Raw genomic sequence first — 16334 nt, 5'->3', positions numbered from 1 at the left:
GCAGCAATGGATAGAAGTGAACGGGATAGTCTTTTGAGTTTTTGTTCGTCATGCAAAAAGAGTTTTGGATTGTTGCCAAGACAAGCTGGCGCAACTATTTCAAGCCACACACACATTTCCGGAAGGATGCTTCTAATGGTTGAATCAACAAAGAACAACGAACAAAAACCGGCAACTGCACGCGCTGGTGCATTAAAATCCACTCTTACTGTAGAGCTTCATACCCTCTATGCCATTCGTTTATGGGAAGGGCGACGTAGCCAAAACGCTGATCCTGAAACGTCGGGGAAGCGACGCCCTGATATTTATAGTATGCCCCGTTTTATTCTACGAGCAGGGCAGATCAATGAGGCTTCTGGTGAAGATAACCCTTATGCCGATGCTGCAATGGTCGCCCTGGAAGAGACCTTAAATAAAGGTACGCAGTTACTTCAACAGGCTGTTGCCGAGCTGGACAAAACACTGGCAAACATCCCTGCACAAATTTCTCTTTCGGATGTTGCTTCTGTATCTCCTTTAAATATTGGTGTATTTAGCCGAACCCCGGTGGGTTATCGCTGCGTTTTCCTCCTGGTTGGGTATGACCAACTGGCGATGAAAGCCTTTCAGGCCTGGCACTATGGGCTTATATCACGTTCGCAACGTGACACATTGTTAGATCGAGGGGGCCATTGGATCCGTAGCGTTTACGGTGTCGTCCAACACTATCGTCCCGTCAAAGTGACTCGTGATGATATCCGTCTCGAAACCCCCGCAGGAAAGGATGCGATCACCCGTTTTGGTATGCCTGACGAAGACATTATGTCAGGTGCGACACGTTCCGCTTTTTCGCCGCCCCTCAATAAAACTTCTGTGTTAACAGCCTCCGCTTCTTCTAAAAAAGGAGCCAAAGCATGAGCATGAATCGACAGGTAAAGTCTGTTTTTATGCCCGGTGTACTCTGCACCGCGTTATTGTTAACGGGGTGCGCAGGCACCGAGCTGGGTGAATGGAACAAAAAAATCAGTGACGCTGCCCATTCGCTGGCGAGCGGTGGCAGCGGTGGCTCCAGCGAGGGCGGTATGCCCTGGATGACCCGGGCCGGTATCTCCGGACCCCGGCAGGATGTGCATCATACGTATACGCTCCCGGTGGATGTTGATACCGCGGCGGCGCGGCTGAAAAGCCATTATCAGTTTATCTCCTCCGAAGAGCTGGAAAGTCTGCGTCAGCGTGATCAGCACGGCGACTGGAGCGCGAGCGCCATTGATGAAGCGCGCCCGGTCTGGTCAGCAAACCAGGGCAGTTATTACAAGATGGGGCAGGAATGGAAAGGCAATGATCGCCTTGAGCTCGAAGTGGTCAAGTCCGGCGCAGGCAGTCGCCTGAAAGTCACGTACAGCTCACCGGATGCGCCGCACCTGACCGATGCTTACCTCGGACGTTTGATGACGCAGCTGCAGCAGGTCGCTAAAGGTCAGCTGGGCTGACGGGGGTATCTGATGCAACTCTACCTGTGCGAGAAACCCAGCCAGGGTAAAGATATCGGCGCCATACTCGGGGCGACGCAGCGTAAGCAGGGTTACCTGGCGGGCGCCGGCGTGATAGTCACCTGGGCAATCGGGCATCTGCTGGAACAGGCCCCGCCGGAGACCTACGGTGAGCAGTTCGGCAGCCCCTGGCGGGAGTCCGTTCTTCCTATCGTCCCTGCCCAGTGGAAAATGGCGGTAAAAAAAGACACTGCCGACCAGTTCGCTGTCATCCGCGGGTTGCTCAAACAGGTTGATTCTGTGGTGATTGCGACCGATGCGGATCGCGAGGGGGAAGTGATCGCGCGGGAGTTACTGGAACATTGCCACTTTACCGGCCCGGTCCAGCGGCTCTGGTTGTCAGCGCTGGACGAGGCCAGTATTCGGCATGCCCTGGCGAACAAACTCCCTGGCGAGAAGACCGCGCCCTTGTATGAAGCCGGCCTGGCGCGATCACGGGCTGACTGGATGACGGGGATGAACCTGACCCGGCTTTACACGCTCAAAGCCCGCGAACAGGGATACGGCGAGGTGTTGTCGATCGGGCGGGTGCAGACCCCCACGCTGGCGCTGGTCGTGAACCGTGACCGCGACATTGCCAACTTCATCTCCAAACCGTACTGGCAGGTCAGGACGATGCTGCAGAAAGATGGGATCGCCTTCCCGGCAAACTGGGTACCTGCCGTCAATTACTGTGATGAAGAGAAGCGCTGTATTCAACAAAATGTGGCGCAGGCCGTCGTGCAGCTGTGTCAGCAAACGGCTAATGCCGTTGTGCTTGAGGTGGGGACCGAACGCAAGAAAGAGTCCGCACCGTTGGCCTTTGACCTGGGCACCCTGCAGCAGGCCTGCTCACGCAAGTGGGGGATGAGCGCCAACCAGGTCCTGAGTATCGCGCAGTCACTGTATGAGACGCACAAGGCCACTACGTATCCCCGGACGGATTGCGGCTATCTGCCGACATCGATGCGGGAAGAGGTTGCCGACGTGCTGAGCGCTGTTACCCGTACGGATCCAACACTCAACGAAAGCGTGGCCAGGCTCGACAGGACTTTTGTTTCCCGTATCTGGAACGACAAAAAAATCACGGCGCACCACGGGATTATCCCAACCAAACAGCCGTTCGACCTGAGCAAGCTGTCTGCCGACGAGCTCAGGGTCTATCAGCTGATACGTCAGCATTACCTGGCACAGTTCCTGCCGTTACATGAAGTGGATGTCACGGAAGCGACATTCAATATCGGCGGGCAACTGTTCCGCACCCGCGGCAAGGTCGAGGCGGTAGCTGGATGGAAAGTGTTGTTCCAGCATGACGCGAGCGAGGCGAAAGAGGAGCCTGCCGACACGGATGATGTCCGACTACCTGCCCTGGTAAAAGGTGAAACCGTCTCGGTTGCCGGTGCTGAGCTCAAAACGCTGCAGACGAAGCCTCCGGGACATTTCACCGACGGGACACTGATCGCCGCCATGAAAAATGCAGCGGCGTTCGTCAGTGACCCGCAACTGAAGAAGGTGTTAAAAGAGAACGCGGGGCTGGGTACTGAAGCGACGCGTGCCGGCATTCTGGAGACGCTGTTTAAACGCGGGTACCTGGAGAAGAAGGGCAAATACCTGCTTTCCACGCCGATCGCCGGCGAACTGATAGATGCGTTACCGACTGCGCTGACCAACCCCGGGATGACGGCGCTGTGGGAGCAGGCGCTGGACGAGATTGCTCAGGACCAGATGACACTCGATACGTTCATGAGCCGTCAGGCACAGTGGACGGGGCACCTGGTAGAGAAGGGGAAGGCGCAAGCCGTGAAGTTTACCGCGCCACCTTCGCCACCGTGCCCGACATGCAGCGGGACGATGCGCCGGCGCGGCGGGAAGAAAGGCGGTGGCGCCTTCTGGGGCTGCAGTAATTATCCCACTTGCCAGGGCATCATTAACATCGATGCAAAAAGTGGGAGTAAGACTAAGCGCTATAAAGCAAAATCACCGGCTAAAAATAAAGCAACCGGATCGGAGTAAGAGATTGTCTGATGTTTATCGCAGAAAGTTTTGCTAATGTGGGCGGGCTTTGATGCAGAGCACCCCGTGGCTGCGGATGGCAGGAAAGTTTAATGCATGGACAATTCTGCTTCAGCCCATATCAATGGCCTCCACACTCAGGTTGATTGATTAAGCGCATGCGACTTCGTGAAAAGCGCGCCAGGAGTCTACTACCCCTCCTCGAAGTCAGATGAGATCTACTACCAGTTATGGTGCAAACTCCGCGGCGCAGTCTTTGACTGTGCCGTTTTTGTTTTCTTAATTCACAAAATTGATATTCCAGGTTGACAGCAGCAGCACCTGAATTAAAAATGAACAGGCTTATTTGTTGTCTTCGGACAACCACCAATGCTCAGTGGGTCTGTGATGAGCGCTTTCGGGTGACCCTGCTGTTAATTGACAGCCACTAATGATCCCGTTACCTGTGAGGATCGCCTTCGGGTGGTAACAAAAGAACACTTCCTTAGCCTGAAAGGGAGTACACAGTTTAACTGTGTGGTACATCTGCCCGCCTTTGAGAGTAGATATCGTTGATAGTGACGCGACTGTGCGCAACGATTAAGGCTTATTCAATCTGATCAGACTGTCAGGCAATGGCGTATACCCATACCTGGCTCCCGACGGGAAATACTTTTCCCGTCGGGGAAGGTGTATTTCTCCGTCACCGAATCTACACTCCTGGAGAAAACATCATGTCTAGCCAAGCTCAACAAGCATCCACCAAAACTGAATACTTCAACCTGACTATCAAAGGGATGGGGTATCTCAGCAACATTCGTCAAGTGAATGGCCCGAATGGCACTTTTATCAGATGTGTCGTCAATGGACTCTCCGGTCCTACCGATAACGCCAGTTACACGCGTTTCGATGTGACGGTCGCCGGTAAAGAAGCCAGCAGCCTGATCAACCGCTGTCAAAAGTCGGTTGATGAAGACAAGAAAGTCCTGATTGGTTTTGTGCTCAGCAATCCCAAAACTGACATCTTCACGCTCAACAGCGGCGAACATGCCGGTGAACAGCGCGTCAGTCTCAAAGCACGCCTTATCAAGGTCGATTGGATTAAGATCGGTCAGGAGAAGGTCTTCCAGGCTGAGAAATCCGACTCTACGCCGCCTCAGCAAGGTTCCGCACAGCAACAATACGCGGAAAACTCTTTCTGATAACGCCCTCTACGCCTCGATTTTTCGGGGCGTTTTTCCCTTTCTAATTCTATTCCCTATGAGGATTCGATTATGGCGTCTCGCGGCGTAAACAAAGTCATACTTGTCGGTCATCTCGGCCAGGATCCGGAAGTCCGTTACATGCCAAATGGCGGTGCGGTTGCTAACATTACCCTGGCGACCTCTGAGAGCTGGCGCGATAAGGCGACCGGTGAGCAGAAAGAAAAAACCGAATGGCACCGTGTTGTGTTGTTCGGCAAGCTTGCTGAAATTGCCGGTGAATATTTGCGTAAAGGCTCGCAGGTTTACATTGAAGGCTCCCTGCAGACACGTAAATGGACCGATCAGGCCGGTATTGAAAAATACACCACTGAAATCGTCGTCAACATTGGCGGCACTCTGCAGATGTTGGGTGGGCGTTCGCAACCAGCCAACGCAGGACAATCAGGCCAGGGCAGTTGGGGGAAACCTCAGCAACCGCAACCTTCACACAGCGGTACGCCGGCTCAGCAACCCCAGCCGGCTCAATCGGGTGGAAATGCCGCGCCGATGGATTTTGACGATGACATACCGTTCCTTGTGCGCCGTTTTGCTTTGTAAATCAAATGGTTAACTCAATGTTCTGAGTTAACCATAGGCTGTTGGAGAGCCTATTGCAAGCCTGACTTATCCTTACCCAGTAATGGGTTTGAACCTCGAAAGAGGGAGGGGAGTGTAGCATGTCAGGAAAAGGCTGGTTGCGGGGAAATAACCTACTTTGCGCCAGCCATTGCAAGTCCCATATGGTTAAGCCTGATTGGTTGAATCATAGTTCATAGTGGGTTTCGGGATGCCTTTGACTCACGGTTATTCAGGAGTCATACCAGTATTTATAGTAATTATTTTTAGAAGGTTACTATATCCAACAATATTGGCACCTGCTCGGTGAGAGTGGTAATTGAACGTAAGTGGAACCTAAGTGGGATGCACCTTGACTACAAAGAAATACGGGATTACCTAAGTTGGTTATGTAATTAACCAATATGGTAACGGAGGCTCCGTAGTACCCAACGTAGCTCTGTAATGGAGTCGCAATTGGCTAACCAATCTGAAAAATATATATAAATTGATAAGCAATTATCGGTGAAATTATATTCGTAAGGGGGAAGGGAGTCAGTTGGAACTATACTAATAGAAGCGAGGTTCGATAGTCAGTGCTATCACAAAGAACACTCAATGCTCTAAGTGGTATAAACAAAGCCAGTACACAAGGTTATAAGATCAAGAAGCTGCACAAAATCATGTGTAGCAATAAAGATCTTTGGGCACAGGCCTATGCCAATATTTATTCTAATCAGGGAGCCATGACGAGAGGAATAAATAATAATACGATGGATGAAATGAGCGTGGACAGGATTATTAATCTCATTCAGCTTATAAATTCAGGCTCGTATAAGCCCAAACCTTGCAGGCGCACGCACATACCTAAAGATGCCCGAAAACCGAATGGAAAGAAACGTCCATTAGGTATTCCAACTGGAGACGATAAGTTAATACAGGAAGTAATGAGAATGTTACTGGAAGAAATCTATGAACCGGTTTTTAGCGACTGGAGCTATGGATTCAGGCCTAAACGTTCCTGTCATTCTGCATTAAAAGAAATCAGAAACCGTTGGAAAGGAACAAAATGGGTATGTGATGTTGATATCAAAGGTTACTTCGACAACATTGACCACGATCTGCTGCTGAAATTCCTGAGTAAGCGGATCGCTGATAACAAATTTCTGGCGCTTCTCAAGAAGTTCCTGAAGGCTGGCTATCTGGACAACTGGCGTTACTTTGGCACCCATAGCGGGACACCGCAAGGTGGTATTATCTCCCCTATTCTTGCCAATGTATTTCTCCATGAACTTGATGAGTTTATGAAAAATAGAATCAGCGAGTTCGGCAAAGGGGGACGGAGGAAACCCAATCCCATATACAAAAGAGCACTACAGAACCGAGCAAATCGTATTAAATGGATCAGGCAAGGTTTCGGCGCTTCCGGAATGCCTGCTGATGAGCAGAAAATCCAAAAATGGAGACATGAAGCGGATGAACTGGAGAAAAAATTGCGCACACTATCTAGTGTTATTATGGATGATTCTGAATTCAAAAGAATGCGGTATGTTCGATATGCTGATGATTTTCTGATTGGTGTGACAGGAAGTAAAAATGAGGCAAAAAAGATAATGAAAGAGGTTGTCAATTTTGTTGAAACTGAACTTCATCTGGAAATATCAAAAGAGAAATCCGGCATTATTGACCCAAAGAAAGGATTCACTTTTCTCGGTTATGAAATTAAAACACGCCGTGAAAGCAAACAGGTCAAATGTGTTGTAGGGCTTAATGCAGATGGAAGTAAAACTCATGCGGTAAAACGTACGATAACGGAACACGTCCATCTGGGTGTACCGAGGGAAAGAATCCTGAAATTCTGCTCTCTACGTGGCTATGGGAATTACGATGGCGGATATGGTAATAGTGCTGGTCGGCCAGCAATGATGCACATGTCTGACTATGAAATAATTGGTCAGTACAACGCCGAAATGCGCGGCTATGCGAATTACTACAATCTTACCCCCGTTCTCTATCTCAATAAGTTGCATTGGATATGGGAAAATAGTCTTTATAAGACGCTGGCAGGTAAACATCGGATTTCACGCACCAAAATCGCGCGGCGGTTAAGGCAAGCGGATGGCAGGTATGTTTATCGGGAAAATCGTAATGGAAAGGTATATGAGTTGGAGGTATTTAGACTCAAAAACAGGAGTGCGCCAAAACACAGTTCACCGGATATATTGCCGAACACGCATAAATATTCTGGTAGAACTGAATTGCTGGACAGGATGGCTGCATGCCAATGTGAATATTGCGGTACCAGAACCGGTCCTTTTGAAGTCCACCATGTGAGGAAACTTAAGGATATCAAGTCGGGTACAGATAACTGGAAGAAGCTGATGATTGCCCGTAACAGGAAAACATTAGTGATCTGCCGGACCTGTCACGTCAACCTTCACAGAGGAACACTGCCAGACCGAAGAAGCTTTGTTTGATCCAATGGAGAGCCGTATGCACAGAAATGTGCACGTACGGTTCGGTGGGGGGGCAACGGCTATCCCGTTCTGGGCGCACGTGCCCTACCCAACGGGTTTGGTTATGGTATCGCAAAATCAGCCATTTACGCTTTGTGATCGTCGGGAGACATTATGCCGACAATACTTAGAGTAGGTGGCTTTCGCTTTTACTTTTACTTTTACAGTCATGAACCTAACGAACCGGCGCATGTCCATATTGATAAGGGCAATGCAACCGCTAAAATATGGTTACATGATGTCAGTATTGCGCGTAGTGTGGGATTTGCATCACATGAACTGCGTATACTGCAGCGTCTGGTGACTGAACATCGGACAATTTTACAGGAGGCCTGGGATGCTTACTTTACGCAATGAAAATGATCTGCGTGTAATGAATGTCCGCATCGATGATGACCGTTTGTCGGTTGATTTGATGGATGGCCGAACTATTTCGGCACCGTTAGCCTGGTATCCCCGGCTTGCGGCCGGTACGCCGGCGCAACGGGAAAACTGGGAACTCTGCGGGGCTGGAATGGGTATACACTGGCCAGATCTGGATGAGGACTTAAGTACGGAAGGGTTGTTGATGGGAGCGAAAGGCATTACTCGTACACCTTCATTATCCTGATGTTGTTCCTCGTCTTCTGACACTAAACGCTGACCTTCGGGTTGGCGTTTTTTTTGAATAGCAATAAAGAGTTGTTAATTGAGCGTCCCGGACGGTAACCGCACAGTGACACCTGTCAATTGTCACTGAACAGGAAACCTTCCGGATGAAAAAAACATTTCTCGCCTCTTCCCTGGCAGCACTGATGCTGACCGGGTGCGTTACTCAGCAGCCTCTGCAGCAGCGCGATATTTCCCCTGTTACGCCGCCCGTCACCGTCAACCGCAATGTTCAGCCGGTCAGCCCGGATGCCTACGGGCAGGCGCCTGAGGTGGTGCGCTACGACCGTTATTTACTGGTCAGCACTGATCCGGCGGCCGTTCAGCGTGATCCGCTTTCGCAAATCATCGATATCCGTATTCCGGCGTCAGTAAAACCGACGGTTGCTGATGCATTGCGTTATGCGCTGCGCCAGTCGGGCTATTCCCTGTGCGCGACCGGACCGGCAAACGGCGTGTTGTACCGCCAGGCGTTGCCGGCGGTGCAGTACCAACTGGGGCCGATGCGTTTGCGTACCGCGCTGCAGGTACTGGCAGGCCCCGCGTGGCAGCTCGAGGTAGACGACGTGCAACGTGTTGTCTGCCACAGTCTGCGCGACGGGTATCAGTTGCCGGCGACACAGCTGCCGCCGGTGACGGTGGCGCCAGCCAGGGCGGTTTCAGCAGGTCCTGCTGCGACGGTCATTGCACCTCAAGCCGTTAACGCGGTACCGGCAACCGGCGGGTGGTTGAAAAAATGACAGAGCATAATGACGAAATGGTGCCGATGACGTCGGCAAAAAAAGGGTTGCTGCGAAGCCAAACCTTTTGGGGGGCAACGGCTGGCGTCGTTGTCGTCCTGGTTGCTGGCCTCGTCGGTACAGGGGCTATCAACCATGTCGACCAGCGTATTGCCCAGCTTGAGCAGGCACAGAAAGCACTGGCGCCGCAGGATGGCATGAACTCTATGGCCGATGTGGTGCAGACGCAGGCTAAACAGCTTAAAAGCCTGGCTGAACGCCAGGAATCGCTCACGCGACAGGTTGGGGCGCTGACGCTAACCAATGGGTTACCGGAAAAACTTGCGCAGCAGCTGCAGGCTCAACAGGTTGAGCTGAATGCGCTGAAAGACAGCATTGAGTCCGTGAAAAAGTCAGCAACTGAAAAGCCGGCACCGACTGTGGCGCCATCAACGTCCGTACCCGTAGCACCATCCGCGACAGCCAAAATCACCCCAAAGCACAAACCTACGCCGATTAAATCTTCCCCGCGTAATGCAGTACACCGTGTGGCGCGCAAGGCGCCATTCGTGCTGACCGGGGTGGAGCAGCGTGGGACGTCGGCCTTTGCTGCCGTGGCGCCGCAGGGGTTCAGTGATTTGTCGCAGGTGCGGTTAATCGGGGAAGGGGAGTCGGTCGCCGGCTGGACCCTGGTCAGTGCCGGCTACGGGCAGGCGACGTTTCGTGTGAACGGCCGCCTGCAGACCGTCAGCGCCCAATAAGGAGAGCGTGATGAAACTGAAATACAGCGTGATTTCCCTGATGCTACTGAGCCCGTTATCACAGGCGGCGCAGCAGACGGCCATCGAGAACAGCCAGTCAACTCTGAGCGAGATTCAGCAGAGCCAGGCCAACAAGACGGCGCAGCAGGGCAGGCAGTGGGGGCTCAGTGGGGAGGAATACCAGCGTTATCAGCAGTTGATGGATGGCCCTCGCGGGACGCAGTCTCCGGGGCTTGATCCGTTAACTGCCCTTGGCATCGAGGCACAGAGCGATGCCGAGCGTAAAAAGTACGCCGAGCAGTGGGTAAAGCAGGAGTTCGCCCGCACCGAGAAAGAACTCAGGTTCCAGCGTGAGGTGGATGCGGCCTGGCAGCGCCTTGGTGTGCTGCCGGTCAACATGGGGAATGCGGCGGGTATTGCCCATGACACCGGTGGGCGACTGGCGCTGTTCGTGAAAGCGAAGGACTGCGGTCAGTGTGATGCTCGGCTGGCGGCGGTGCTGGCAGATAACCGGCCGGTCGACATTTACCTGGTCGACAGCAAGGGCAATGACAGCCTGCTGCGTGACTGGGCCCGGGCGCATCACATTCCCATCGACAAGGTGCGCGCACGTCAAATCACGCTCAATCATGACGGTGGCCGCTGGATGAAGTTCGGCAACGGCCTGATGCCCGTGGTGCTGCAACAAGGGGAAAACGGATGGACACTCGCCGCGTTCTGACCCGGGGGCTATTGCCCCTGTTTGCCTTCCTCTCCTCTGTGGGGGGAGGAGCCGTTCATGCTGCTACCCAGCAGGTCCCTTCCGGCTATCGGGAGGTGGCGCTGCGTCACGGAGTTCCTCCGGAATCCCTGTATTCGGTGGCGCTGGCCGAGACATCAATGGCGCCGAAAAGCATCATCTCGGTGACCCGCGGGACCGGGCCGGCCCCGGATGTTGAGCGTCCCTGGCCCTGGACCATCAACGTTGCCGGCAAAGGGTATCGCTACGCCAGCCGCCTGCAGGTCTGGGAAGCGTTGCAGCGCTTTTTGAAAACACATCCTCGCAAACGCATCGATGTCGGGATTGCCCAGGTCAATCTGGGCTGGAACGGCCATCACTTCACCTCGACCTGGGCGGCGTTTGATCCGTACACCAATCTCAACGCGGCGGCGGCCATCCTGCGGGAATGCTATGACCGCAACCCTGGGAGCTGGCTGGTTGCCGCCGGGTGTTATCACCATCCCGCCGGCGGTGCGCCCGCTGCTCGGTATAAATCCATCGTGAGCGGCAAGCTGGCACGCCTGAACGGCAGGGCATCCGCCCCGAACCGAGTGGTCAGTACAACCCCCACGCCCACGGCGTTACCGGCACAAACGGCGGCGCTGACGTGGGTTGAACCACGGAGCCAGTAAGCATGATGAACGTGAGTTTGACGAAGCAACTGGAAGAGCTGAAAGACCAATTGCCGGCGGCGCTGGCTACATGGCAGCAGTCGAAAGGCGGGAAAATCACCGTTGGATGGATGCATGCCGCTAACCCTGAAGTCATCGGCGCTTTGCTTGAGCTGCTCGATGGCCATGAGCAGGAGGACGCATGAAAACGCTTGAGATGATTAAAAACCTGGCAGAACGCAACACCGTTGTTGCCAGTGCTGACGTACTCGCTGTGTTTGCAGCCCTGGAAAAATCGCATCAGCGCATCGGGGAACTGGAGTCTCAGCTGCAATCGGGCTTTACGCCGGAGGCGCTAGCCCAGGAAGAACGAGCGGAAAATGCCGAGCAGCGCGTAGCAGAGTTGGAATTCATGCTGAGGAACCCATAATCATGAAAAAAGTGAATTTCCTGCTGTTCGGCCTGAGTCTGGTGACCACCACGGCGCTGGCCAACCTGAACGTGATCGCCGATATCGGTGGTGAAGATGCTTCGCCGTATTTTGAAGGTATCAACCGTCAGGAGGGGGCGCAATCGTCTCCGGTCGTGCCGCCGGCGCCGGCATCGCCCGCTGAGGTCGAGGCGGCCGCGTTGCCTGTGGCAACTCCAGAGCTTACGCCCGGCGATGTGGCTGACAGACCGCTGCAGTTACCGGGGATTGGCGTGCTGTTCATTGTGGGTGATGACGATGCCAGCCGTATCTGGCTTCAGGCGCACGCTGAACAACTCAAGTCCCTGCACGCTGCGGGTCTCGTCGTTAACGTCAGCAACCTGCCTGCCCTGCAGGCGCTGCGTGAACTGGCGTCAGGTGTGCCGATGGCACCAGCCTCCGGCAGTGAGTTGGCGCGCCGGCTGCAGCTGTCGAATTACCCGGTACTTATCACCGATACCGGTTTGTCCCAGCAGGTCACACCATGATGTCTCCGCAGCATGTCGGTATCGCGCTGATGGCGGATCCGGTGCTGGCTATCTTCTTGATAGGGCTGTTTATTACTGTGATGGCCACGCTCAATCTGCGTGGCCGTGAGTCGGCCTCCGTACGCCGCCACCGGCGTTACCGTGCGACTGCTGCCCGCGTTCTGCAGCGACTGCCCCAGTTGGGCGGCGATGGCCAGCGTCTGGCGTACCTGCGCAAAATCAATCCCTACGTTTTTGAAGAGTTGCTGCTCCTGGCGTTCGAGCGTCAGGGGTATGCCGTTATCCGCAATACCTCCTACAGCGGTGACGGTGGTCTGGATGGTCAGGTCATCATCGGTGACCAAAAATACCTCATCCAGGCAAAACGTTACGGCCGGGCCATTACGCCGTCCCATATCAAGGGTTTCGGCGCGTTGCTGCGGCATCACCACTGTCAGGGTTTTTTCATTCATACCGGCCGTACCGGCCAACTGAGCCGTGCTTTGCTGCAGAACCATCCCTACGTGCATCTGGTCAGTGGCCAGAAGCTGCTGGCGTTGCTTGCCGGCAATGCGGAGTGGTTGTCATTTCTGCCTGGGAGCACGGTAACCAAACGGAGTACCTCAAATGTTTCATCAGCCTAATTATGTTGTCGTCGCTACCCGCTTTTTGTCAGCGATACTCAGAGTCCTGTTGGTCTGGCCAGGTGTGGTTCTGGCGATTTTTGGCTTCATGTTTTTTATGTCAACACTCGGTGATGACGGCGGGCAGCGGGCGGCATCACGGATGGCCGAGACTGCTCAGAGTTACCGTACAGCGCCTGTAGGCATGGTGATAATTCAGCCATGCCCGCATCCGGACGCCCCTGAGTCAAAACTATTCTTGGCACCTTCGGTGGTGGCGGTTGAAAAACAGGACTGTCGACCTTACCCGAAGATGTTTACTGACATTGCAGCGAAGGAGCGACGGATTATTCTCGGCATTGGGGGCACCTTGCTCGCATTTGGTGTGTTGGTCGAGCTGTGTTCATTGCTGATCAGACGCCGCCAGAATAGCCGGAGTGCTGTTCACTATGGAGGTATCAATGCGCGAGGGGAGAGCAGCATGCTCTTCCAATATGACAAACCCGCGAATGATAAGGAAGGTCGCAATGAGTAACCGGCATGTGATGGAAGCCTTGTTGCGCCCGGCCGTGGAGCTCAACACGGCGATTGTGGCCGGAGGCGCGGCTGTGGTTTGTGCGATAGCGCCCTGGTCGGTGGCGCTGGCGCCAGAGGTGAGCTATGTCACCGCCGGCAGCTTTGCAGTGTTGTCTGCCGTACGTGCGCGCCAGGGGATGCGGGTGATCCGCTATCGGCGTAACCTGCGTCGGTTACCTCGGTATGTCATGACCAGCGCACAGATCCCGGTGAGCCGGCAGCGACTGTTCCTGGGGCGGGGTTTTCGCTGGCAGCAAAAGCACACCCAGCGCCTGATGGACACCCGTCGCCCAGAGGTTGAGAAGTATGTTCAGCCGCCAAAAATGTACCAGATAGCGCGCCGGCTGGAGCTTAAAACCGAATATACCTTGCCGTGGTTGTCCCAGCTGCTGCGCAAGGACTCCCCGCTCAATCCGGTCAGGCCGCTGCCACCGGTCGGGGGGAATCCGGCGATCCATGGTATTGAACCCGATGAGCTCGATGTCTCAATGGCGCTTGGCGAACGTGTAGGGCACAGCCTGGTGCTGGGCACTACGCGTGTCGGTAAGACCCGCCTGGCGGAGCTGCTGATCACCCAGGATATTCGCCGCGGTGACATCACCATCGTGTTTGATCCGAAAGGGGATGCTGACCTGCTGCGGCGTGTCTGGGCTGAAGCCCACCGCGCCGGCCGCGGGGATGAGCTGTTCATTTTCCATCTGGGCTGGCCGGATATCTCGGCACGCTATAACGCCGTTGGGCGTTTTGAGCGCGTCTCCGAGGTAGCTGGCCGTATCTCCGGGCAGTTGAGTGGGGAGGGCAACAGTGCGGCGTTCCGCGAGTTCGCCTGGCGATTTGTCAACATCGTCGCACGAGCCCTGGTCGCCCTGGGGCAGCGACCGGACTACACCCTGATCACCCGTTTTGTGAACAACATCAGTGAACTGTATGAGACCTACGCGAAAAAGGTGATTGAAACGCGTATGCCGGCACTGCAGCAGCAGATCGATAACAATCTGAAGGTGCTGACGGAGGAGGATGTGCCGCGCAACATGCAGGGACAACCGAACGCGGTCAAAATATTCGCGGTTGAAATGGCCCTGAGCTCGGAAGCCGGCAAGCAGCTGTATGATCCGATTCTGGATGGACTGCGCAGTGCGGTGCGCTATGACCGCACCTATTTCGATAAAATTGTGGCGTCACTGCTGCCGTTGCTGGAAAAACTCACCACCGGCAAAACGGCAGAGCTGCTGGCGCCGAACTACATGGACATGAATGACCCCCGGCCGATATTTGACTGGGAGCAGGTCATCCGCAAGCGCGGCATTGTTTACGTCGGACTGGATGCGTTGTCGGACGGTGTGGTCGCTTCTGCCGTCGGCAACAGCATGTTTGCTGATCTGGTGTCCGTGGCCGGTCATATCTATAAACACGGCATGCATGGCGGGTTGCCGACTCGCGCTGACGGCAAACTGCCGATCAACCTGCACTGCGATGAGTTTAATGAGCTCATGGGGGATGAATTTATCCCTCTGATCAACAAAGGTGGCGGCGCCGGCATGCAGGTGACGGCCTACACGCAAACCGAATCAGACATTGAGGCGCGCATCGGGAGTACCGCCAAGGCGGCCCAGGTCACGGGTAACTTCAATACCCTGATCATGCTGCGTGTGCGCGAGAATCGGACCGCGCAGCTGCTGACGACACAGCTCCCGGAGGTCGATATTTACACCAAAACCCTGGTGTCGGGGCACGCTGATACGGCCGACGTCGAGACAGGGCAAGACTTCACGTCCAGCACTCAGGATCGTGTCGGCACAGTGAAAACGCCGCTGCTGATGCCGGCAGATGTGATCAACCTGCCGAAGGGCCAGGCGTTCGCGCTGCTGGAAGGCGGTCAGTTGTGGAAAATTCGTATGCCGCTGCCGAGCGGTGACTGTGATGATGCCCTGATGCCGGCAAATCTGCAGAAAATCGCCGAGGAGATGCAGCGTAACTACCGCACCAGTGAGTCCTGGTGGTCAGCAAGCACTGTGATGCCGGATGTGGTCATGCAAGGGGGATTAAATGGCGCAGGCGGATAATACGCAGCCGCGTCAGGCGGCTGAACCCCGTAAGCACGGGCTGCTTTATAACCTGCTGTGGGGCTGGCCATGGATGCTGATCGGGATGTTTTTTGCCTCGTTGTTCGTGAGCCTGGTGATTGAATATGTCGGGATGGCCTTCTTCTGGCCAGAGTTGGGTGCGTCGCACAGTGAAGCGGTGATGAACACCGAGTTGGGGTACCTGTCCTCAGAGTTTACGCGCAGTCTGCTGCTGTCTGAACCCTCGGTGACCGTCACCCGTTGGATTATGATGGCGTATCAATGGACCTTCGTGGACAGTGGCTTTTTGGACTGGATCCAACGTGCGTATGACACGCAGGTACACAGCCAGAATGCCGTTGCCAGGGAGCTGAACAGCTGGAGTGGTTGGCTGGCCGCCACGCTCAAAGAGTACCTGATGGCGACGGTGTACGTTACCGTCATCACCCTGGTGCGGGTGACCATTCTGGTGCTGTCCATCCCGCTGTTTATCCTGGTGGTCCTGGTTGCGCTGACAGAAGGCCTGGGGCGGCGTGATGTTCGTCGTTATGGTGCCGGCTATGAAAGCAGCTTTGTCTATCATCATGCGAAAAGAATGGTAAAGCCGGCTATCTATATTCCCTGCATGCTGTACCTGTCATGGCCAACCGCAGTATATCCCAATCTGCTGTTGTTGCCGGCCGCTATCCTGCTCGGTATTGCGGTGACGGTAACTACCGCCTCCTTCAAAAAGTACCTGTAGCCCTGAATTCCGGGCTGGACGGCGGTGTACAAAACTGGTTTTTGTGCGCCGCCGTCAGCAGACAAGCCGCGTAGCGGCGC

General features: G+C 54.5%; 19 protein-coding genes. All 19 read left to right on the top strand.

What is annotated here, in order from left to right:
• Window positions 1-135 precede the first annotated feature (135 nt).
• The 19 genes from JK621_RS14890 (at window position 136) to JK621_RS14800 (ending at window position 16254) form a co-directional block, all read left to right on the top strand.
• On the top strand, window positions 136-897 hold the full coding sequence (locus tag JK621_RS14890) for a PFL_4669 family integrating conjugative element protein (protein WP_212560207.1): 762 nt from the start codon (window positions 136-138) through the stop codon (window positions 895-897).
• Window positions 894-1469 carry a hypothetical protein gene (locus JK621_RS14885; RefSeq protein WP_212556663.1) on the top strand — a complete coding sequence of 192 codons (576 nt, stop codon included), beginning with the start codon at window positions 894-896 and terminating at the stop codon, window positions 1467-1469. The genes JK621_RS14890 and JK621_RS14885 overlap by 4 nt, the downstream gene beginning before the upstream one ends.
• A 12-nt stretch (window positions 1470-1481) precedes the next feature.
• Window positions 1482-3521, top strand: coding sequence for a DNA topoisomerase III (locus tag JK621_RS14880; RefSeq protein WP_212556662.1), 2040 nt, complete (start codon window positions 1482-1484; stop codon window positions 3519-3521).
• Between the two features lie 713 nt (window positions 3522-4234).
• On the top strand, window positions 4235-4702 hold the full coding sequence (locus tag JK621_RS14875) for an STY4534 family ICE replication protein (RefSeq protein ID WP_212556661.1): 468 nt from the start codon (window positions 4235-4237) through the stop codon (window positions 4700-4702).
• Window positions 4703-4774: 72 nt separating this feature from the next.
• Entirely contained in the window at window positions 4775-5302 is a 528-nt protein-coding gene (locus tag JK621_RS14870; RefSeq protein ID WP_212556660.1) for a single-stranded DNA-binding protein, read from the top strand.
• Between the two features lie 593 nt (window positions 5303-5895).
• On the top strand, window positions 5896-7776 hold the full coding sequence (locus tag JK621_RS14865; protein ID WP_212556659.1) for a group II intron reverse transcriptase: 1881 nt from the start codon (window positions 5896-5898) through the stop codon (window positions 7774-7776).
• Window positions 7777-7929: 153 nt separating this feature from the next.
• Window positions 7930-8172 (top strand): DUF4160 domain-containing protein, encoded by a 243-nt coding sequence (locus JK621_RS14860; RefSeq protein ID WP_212556658.1) that lies wholly within the window; start codon window positions 7930-7932, stop codon window positions 8170-8172.
• Complete coding sequence (locus JK621_RS14855; RefSeq protein WP_072270381.1) at window positions 8153-8425, top strand: DUF2442 domain-containing protein; 273 nt, start codon at window positions 8153-8155, stop codon at window positions 8423-8425. Before JK621_RS14860 ends, JK621_RS14855 begins: the two co-directional genes overlap by 20 nt.
• A 145-nt stretch (window positions 8426-8570) precedes the next feature.
• Window positions 8571-9203 carry a PilL N-terminal domain-containing protein gene (locus JK621_RS14850; RefSeq protein WP_147881285.1) on the top strand — a complete coding sequence of 211 codons (633 nt, stop codon included), beginning with the start codon at window positions 8571-8573 and terminating at the stop codon, window positions 9201-9203.
• Window positions 9200-9943 carry a hypothetical protein gene (locus JK621_RS14845; RefSeq protein WP_212556657.1) on the top strand — a complete coding sequence of 248 codons (744 nt, stop codon included), beginning with the start codon at window positions 9200-9202 and terminating at the stop codon, window positions 9941-9943. The genes JK621_RS14850 and JK621_RS14845 overlap by 4 nt, the downstream gene beginning before the upstream one ends.
• A gap of 10 nt (window positions 9944-9953) precedes the next feature.
• Complete coding sequence (locus JK621_RS14840; RefSeq protein ID WP_049191715.1) at window positions 9954-10664, top strand: TIGR03759 family integrating conjugative element protein; 711 nt, start codon at window positions 9954-9956, stop codon at window positions 10662-10664.
• Entirely contained in the window at window positions 10643-11335 is a 693-nt protein-coding gene (locus tag JK621_RS14835; RefSeq protein WP_212556656.1) for a transglycosylase SLT domain-containing protein, read from the top strand. The genes JK621_RS14840 and JK621_RS14835 overlap by 22 nt, the downstream gene beginning before the upstream one ends.
• A 2-nt stretch (window positions 11336-11337) precedes the next feature.
• Window positions 11338-11520 carry a hypothetical protein gene (locus JK621_RS14830; RefSeq protein WP_126027005.1) on the top strand — a complete coding sequence of 61 codons (183 nt, stop codon included), beginning with the start codon at window positions 11338-11340 and terminating at the stop codon, window positions 11518-11520.
• Entirely contained in the window at window positions 11517-11744 is a 228-nt protein-coding gene (locus JK621_RS14825) for a hypothetical protein (RefSeq protein ID WP_048796742.1), read from the top strand. Before JK621_RS14830 ends, JK621_RS14825 begins: the two co-directional genes overlap by 4 nt.
• 2 nt (window positions 11745-11746) lie before the next feature.
• Window positions 11747-12271, top strand: a complete 525-nt coding sequence (locus JK621_RS14820) for an integrating conjugative element protein (RefSeq protein ID WP_212556655.1) — start codon at window positions 11747-11749, stop codon at window positions 12269-12271.
• Window positions 12268-12894 (top strand): restriction endonuclease, encoded by a 627-nt coding sequence (locus JK621_RS14815; RefSeq protein WP_212556654.1) that lies wholly within the window; start codon window positions 12268-12270, stop codon window positions 12892-12894. Before JK621_RS14820 ends, JK621_RS14815 begins: the two co-directional genes overlap by 4 nt.
• The gene (locus JK621_RS14810) at window positions 12878-13408 is read left to right on the top strand and encodes a hypothetical protein (protein WP_212556653.1); all 531 of its coding nucleotides are present in this window, start codon (window positions 12878-12880) and stop codon (window positions 13406-13408) included. The genes JK621_RS14815 and JK621_RS14810 overlap by 17 nt, the downstream gene beginning before the upstream one ends.
• Entirely contained in the window at window positions 13401-15512 is a 2112-nt protein-coding gene (traD, locus tag JK621_RS14805) for a type IV conjugative transfer system coupling protein TraD (protein WP_212556652.1), read from the top strand. The genes JK621_RS14810 and traD overlap by 8 nt, the downstream gene beginning before the upstream one ends.
• Window positions 15496-16254 (top strand): TIGR03747 family integrating conjugative element membrane protein, encoded by a 759-nt coding sequence (locus tag JK621_RS14800; RefSeq protein WP_212556651.1) that lies wholly within the window; start codon window positions 15496-15498, stop codon window positions 16252-16254. The genes traD and JK621_RS14800 overlap by 17 nt, the downstream gene beginning before the upstream one ends.
• Window positions 16255-16334: the final 80 nt, after the last annotated feature.

The sequence above is a fragment of the Serratia plymuthica genome, from assembly GCF_018336935.1.
In the GTDB taxonomy this organism is placed as follows: domain Bacteria; phylum Pseudomonadota; class Gammaproteobacteria; order Enterobacterales; family Enterobacteriaceae; genus Serratia; species Serratia plymuthica_B.
Note: the sequence above shows the minus strand (reverse complement) of the source record. Positions and strands in the feature narration are given on the sequence as shown.

Excerpts from the sequence above, each read along its gene's own strand:
- JK621_RS14820 (WP_212556655.1), top strand. The coding sequence starts at position 11,747 with ATGAAAAAAGTGAATTTCCTGCTGTTCGGCCTGAGTCTGGTGACCACC.
- JK621_RS14875 (WP_212556661.1), top strand. The coding sequence starts at position 4,235 with ATGTCTAGCCAAGCTCAACAAGCATCCACCAAAACTGAATACTTCAAC.
- JK621_RS14870 (WP_212556660.1), top strand. The coding sequence starts at position 4,775 with ATGGCGTCTCGCGGCGTAAACAAAGTCATACTTGTCGGTCATCTCGGC.
- JK621_RS14885 (WP_212556663.1), top strand. The coding sequence starts at position 894 with ATGAGCATGAATCGACAGGTAAAGTCTGTTTTTATGCCCGGTGTACTC.
- JK621_RS14815 (WP_212556654.1), top strand. The coding sequence starts at position 12,268 with ATGATGTCTCCGCAGCATGTCGGTATCGCGCTGATGGCGGATCCGGTG.
- JK621_RS14860 (WP_212556658.1), top strand. The coding sequence starts at position 7,930 with ATGCCGACAATACTTAGAGTAGGTGGCTTTCGCTTTTACTTTTACTTT.
- JK621_RS14840 (WP_049191715.1), top strand. The coding sequence starts at position 9,954 with ATGAAACTGAAATACAGCGTGATTTCCCTGATGCTACTGAGCCCGTTA.
- JK621_RS14825 (WP_048796742.1), top strand. The coding sequence starts at position 11,517 with ATGAAAACGCTTGAGATGATTAAAAACCTGGCAGAACGCAACACCGTT.
- JK621_RS14850 (WP_147881285.1), top strand. The coding sequence starts at position 8,571 with ATGAAAAAAACATTTCTCGCCTCTTCCCTGGCAGCACTGATGCTGACC.
- JK621_RS14855 (WP_072270381.1), top strand. The coding sequence starts at position 8,153 with ATGCTTACTTTACGCAATGAAAATGATCTGCGTGTAATGAATGTCCGC.
- JK621_RS14880 (WP_212556662.1), top strand. The coding sequence starts at position 1,482 with ATGCAACTCTACCTGTGCGAGAAACCCAGCCAGGGTAAAGATATCGGC.
- JK621_RS14830 (WP_126027005.1), top strand. The coding sequence starts at position 11,338 with ATGATGAACGTGAGTTTGACGAAGCAACTGGAAGAGCTGAAAGACCAA.
- traD (WP_212556652.1), top strand. The coding sequence starts at position 13,401 with ATGAGTAACCGGCATGTGATGGAAGCCTTGTTGCGCCCGGCCGTGGAG.
- JK621_RS14800 (WP_212556651.1), top strand. The coding sequence starts at position 15,496 with ATGGCGCAGGCGGATAATACGCAGCCGCGTCAGGCGGCTGAACCCCGT.
- JK621_RS14835 (WP_212556656.1), top strand. The coding sequence starts at position 10,643 with ATGGACACTCGCCGCGTTCTGACCCGGGGGCTATTGCCCCTGTTTGCC.
- JK621_RS14890 (WP_212560207.1), top strand. The coding sequence starts at position 136 with ATGGTTGAATCAACAAAGAACAACGAACAAAAACCGGCAACTGCACGC.
- JK621_RS14845 (WP_212556657.1), top strand. The coding sequence starts at position 9,200 with ATGACAGAGCATAATGACGAAATGGTGCCGATGACGTCGGCAAAAAAA.
- JK621_RS14810 (WP_212556653.1), top strand. The coding sequence starts at position 12,878 with ATGTTTCATCAGCCTAATTATGTTGTCGTCGCTACCCGCTTTTTGTCA.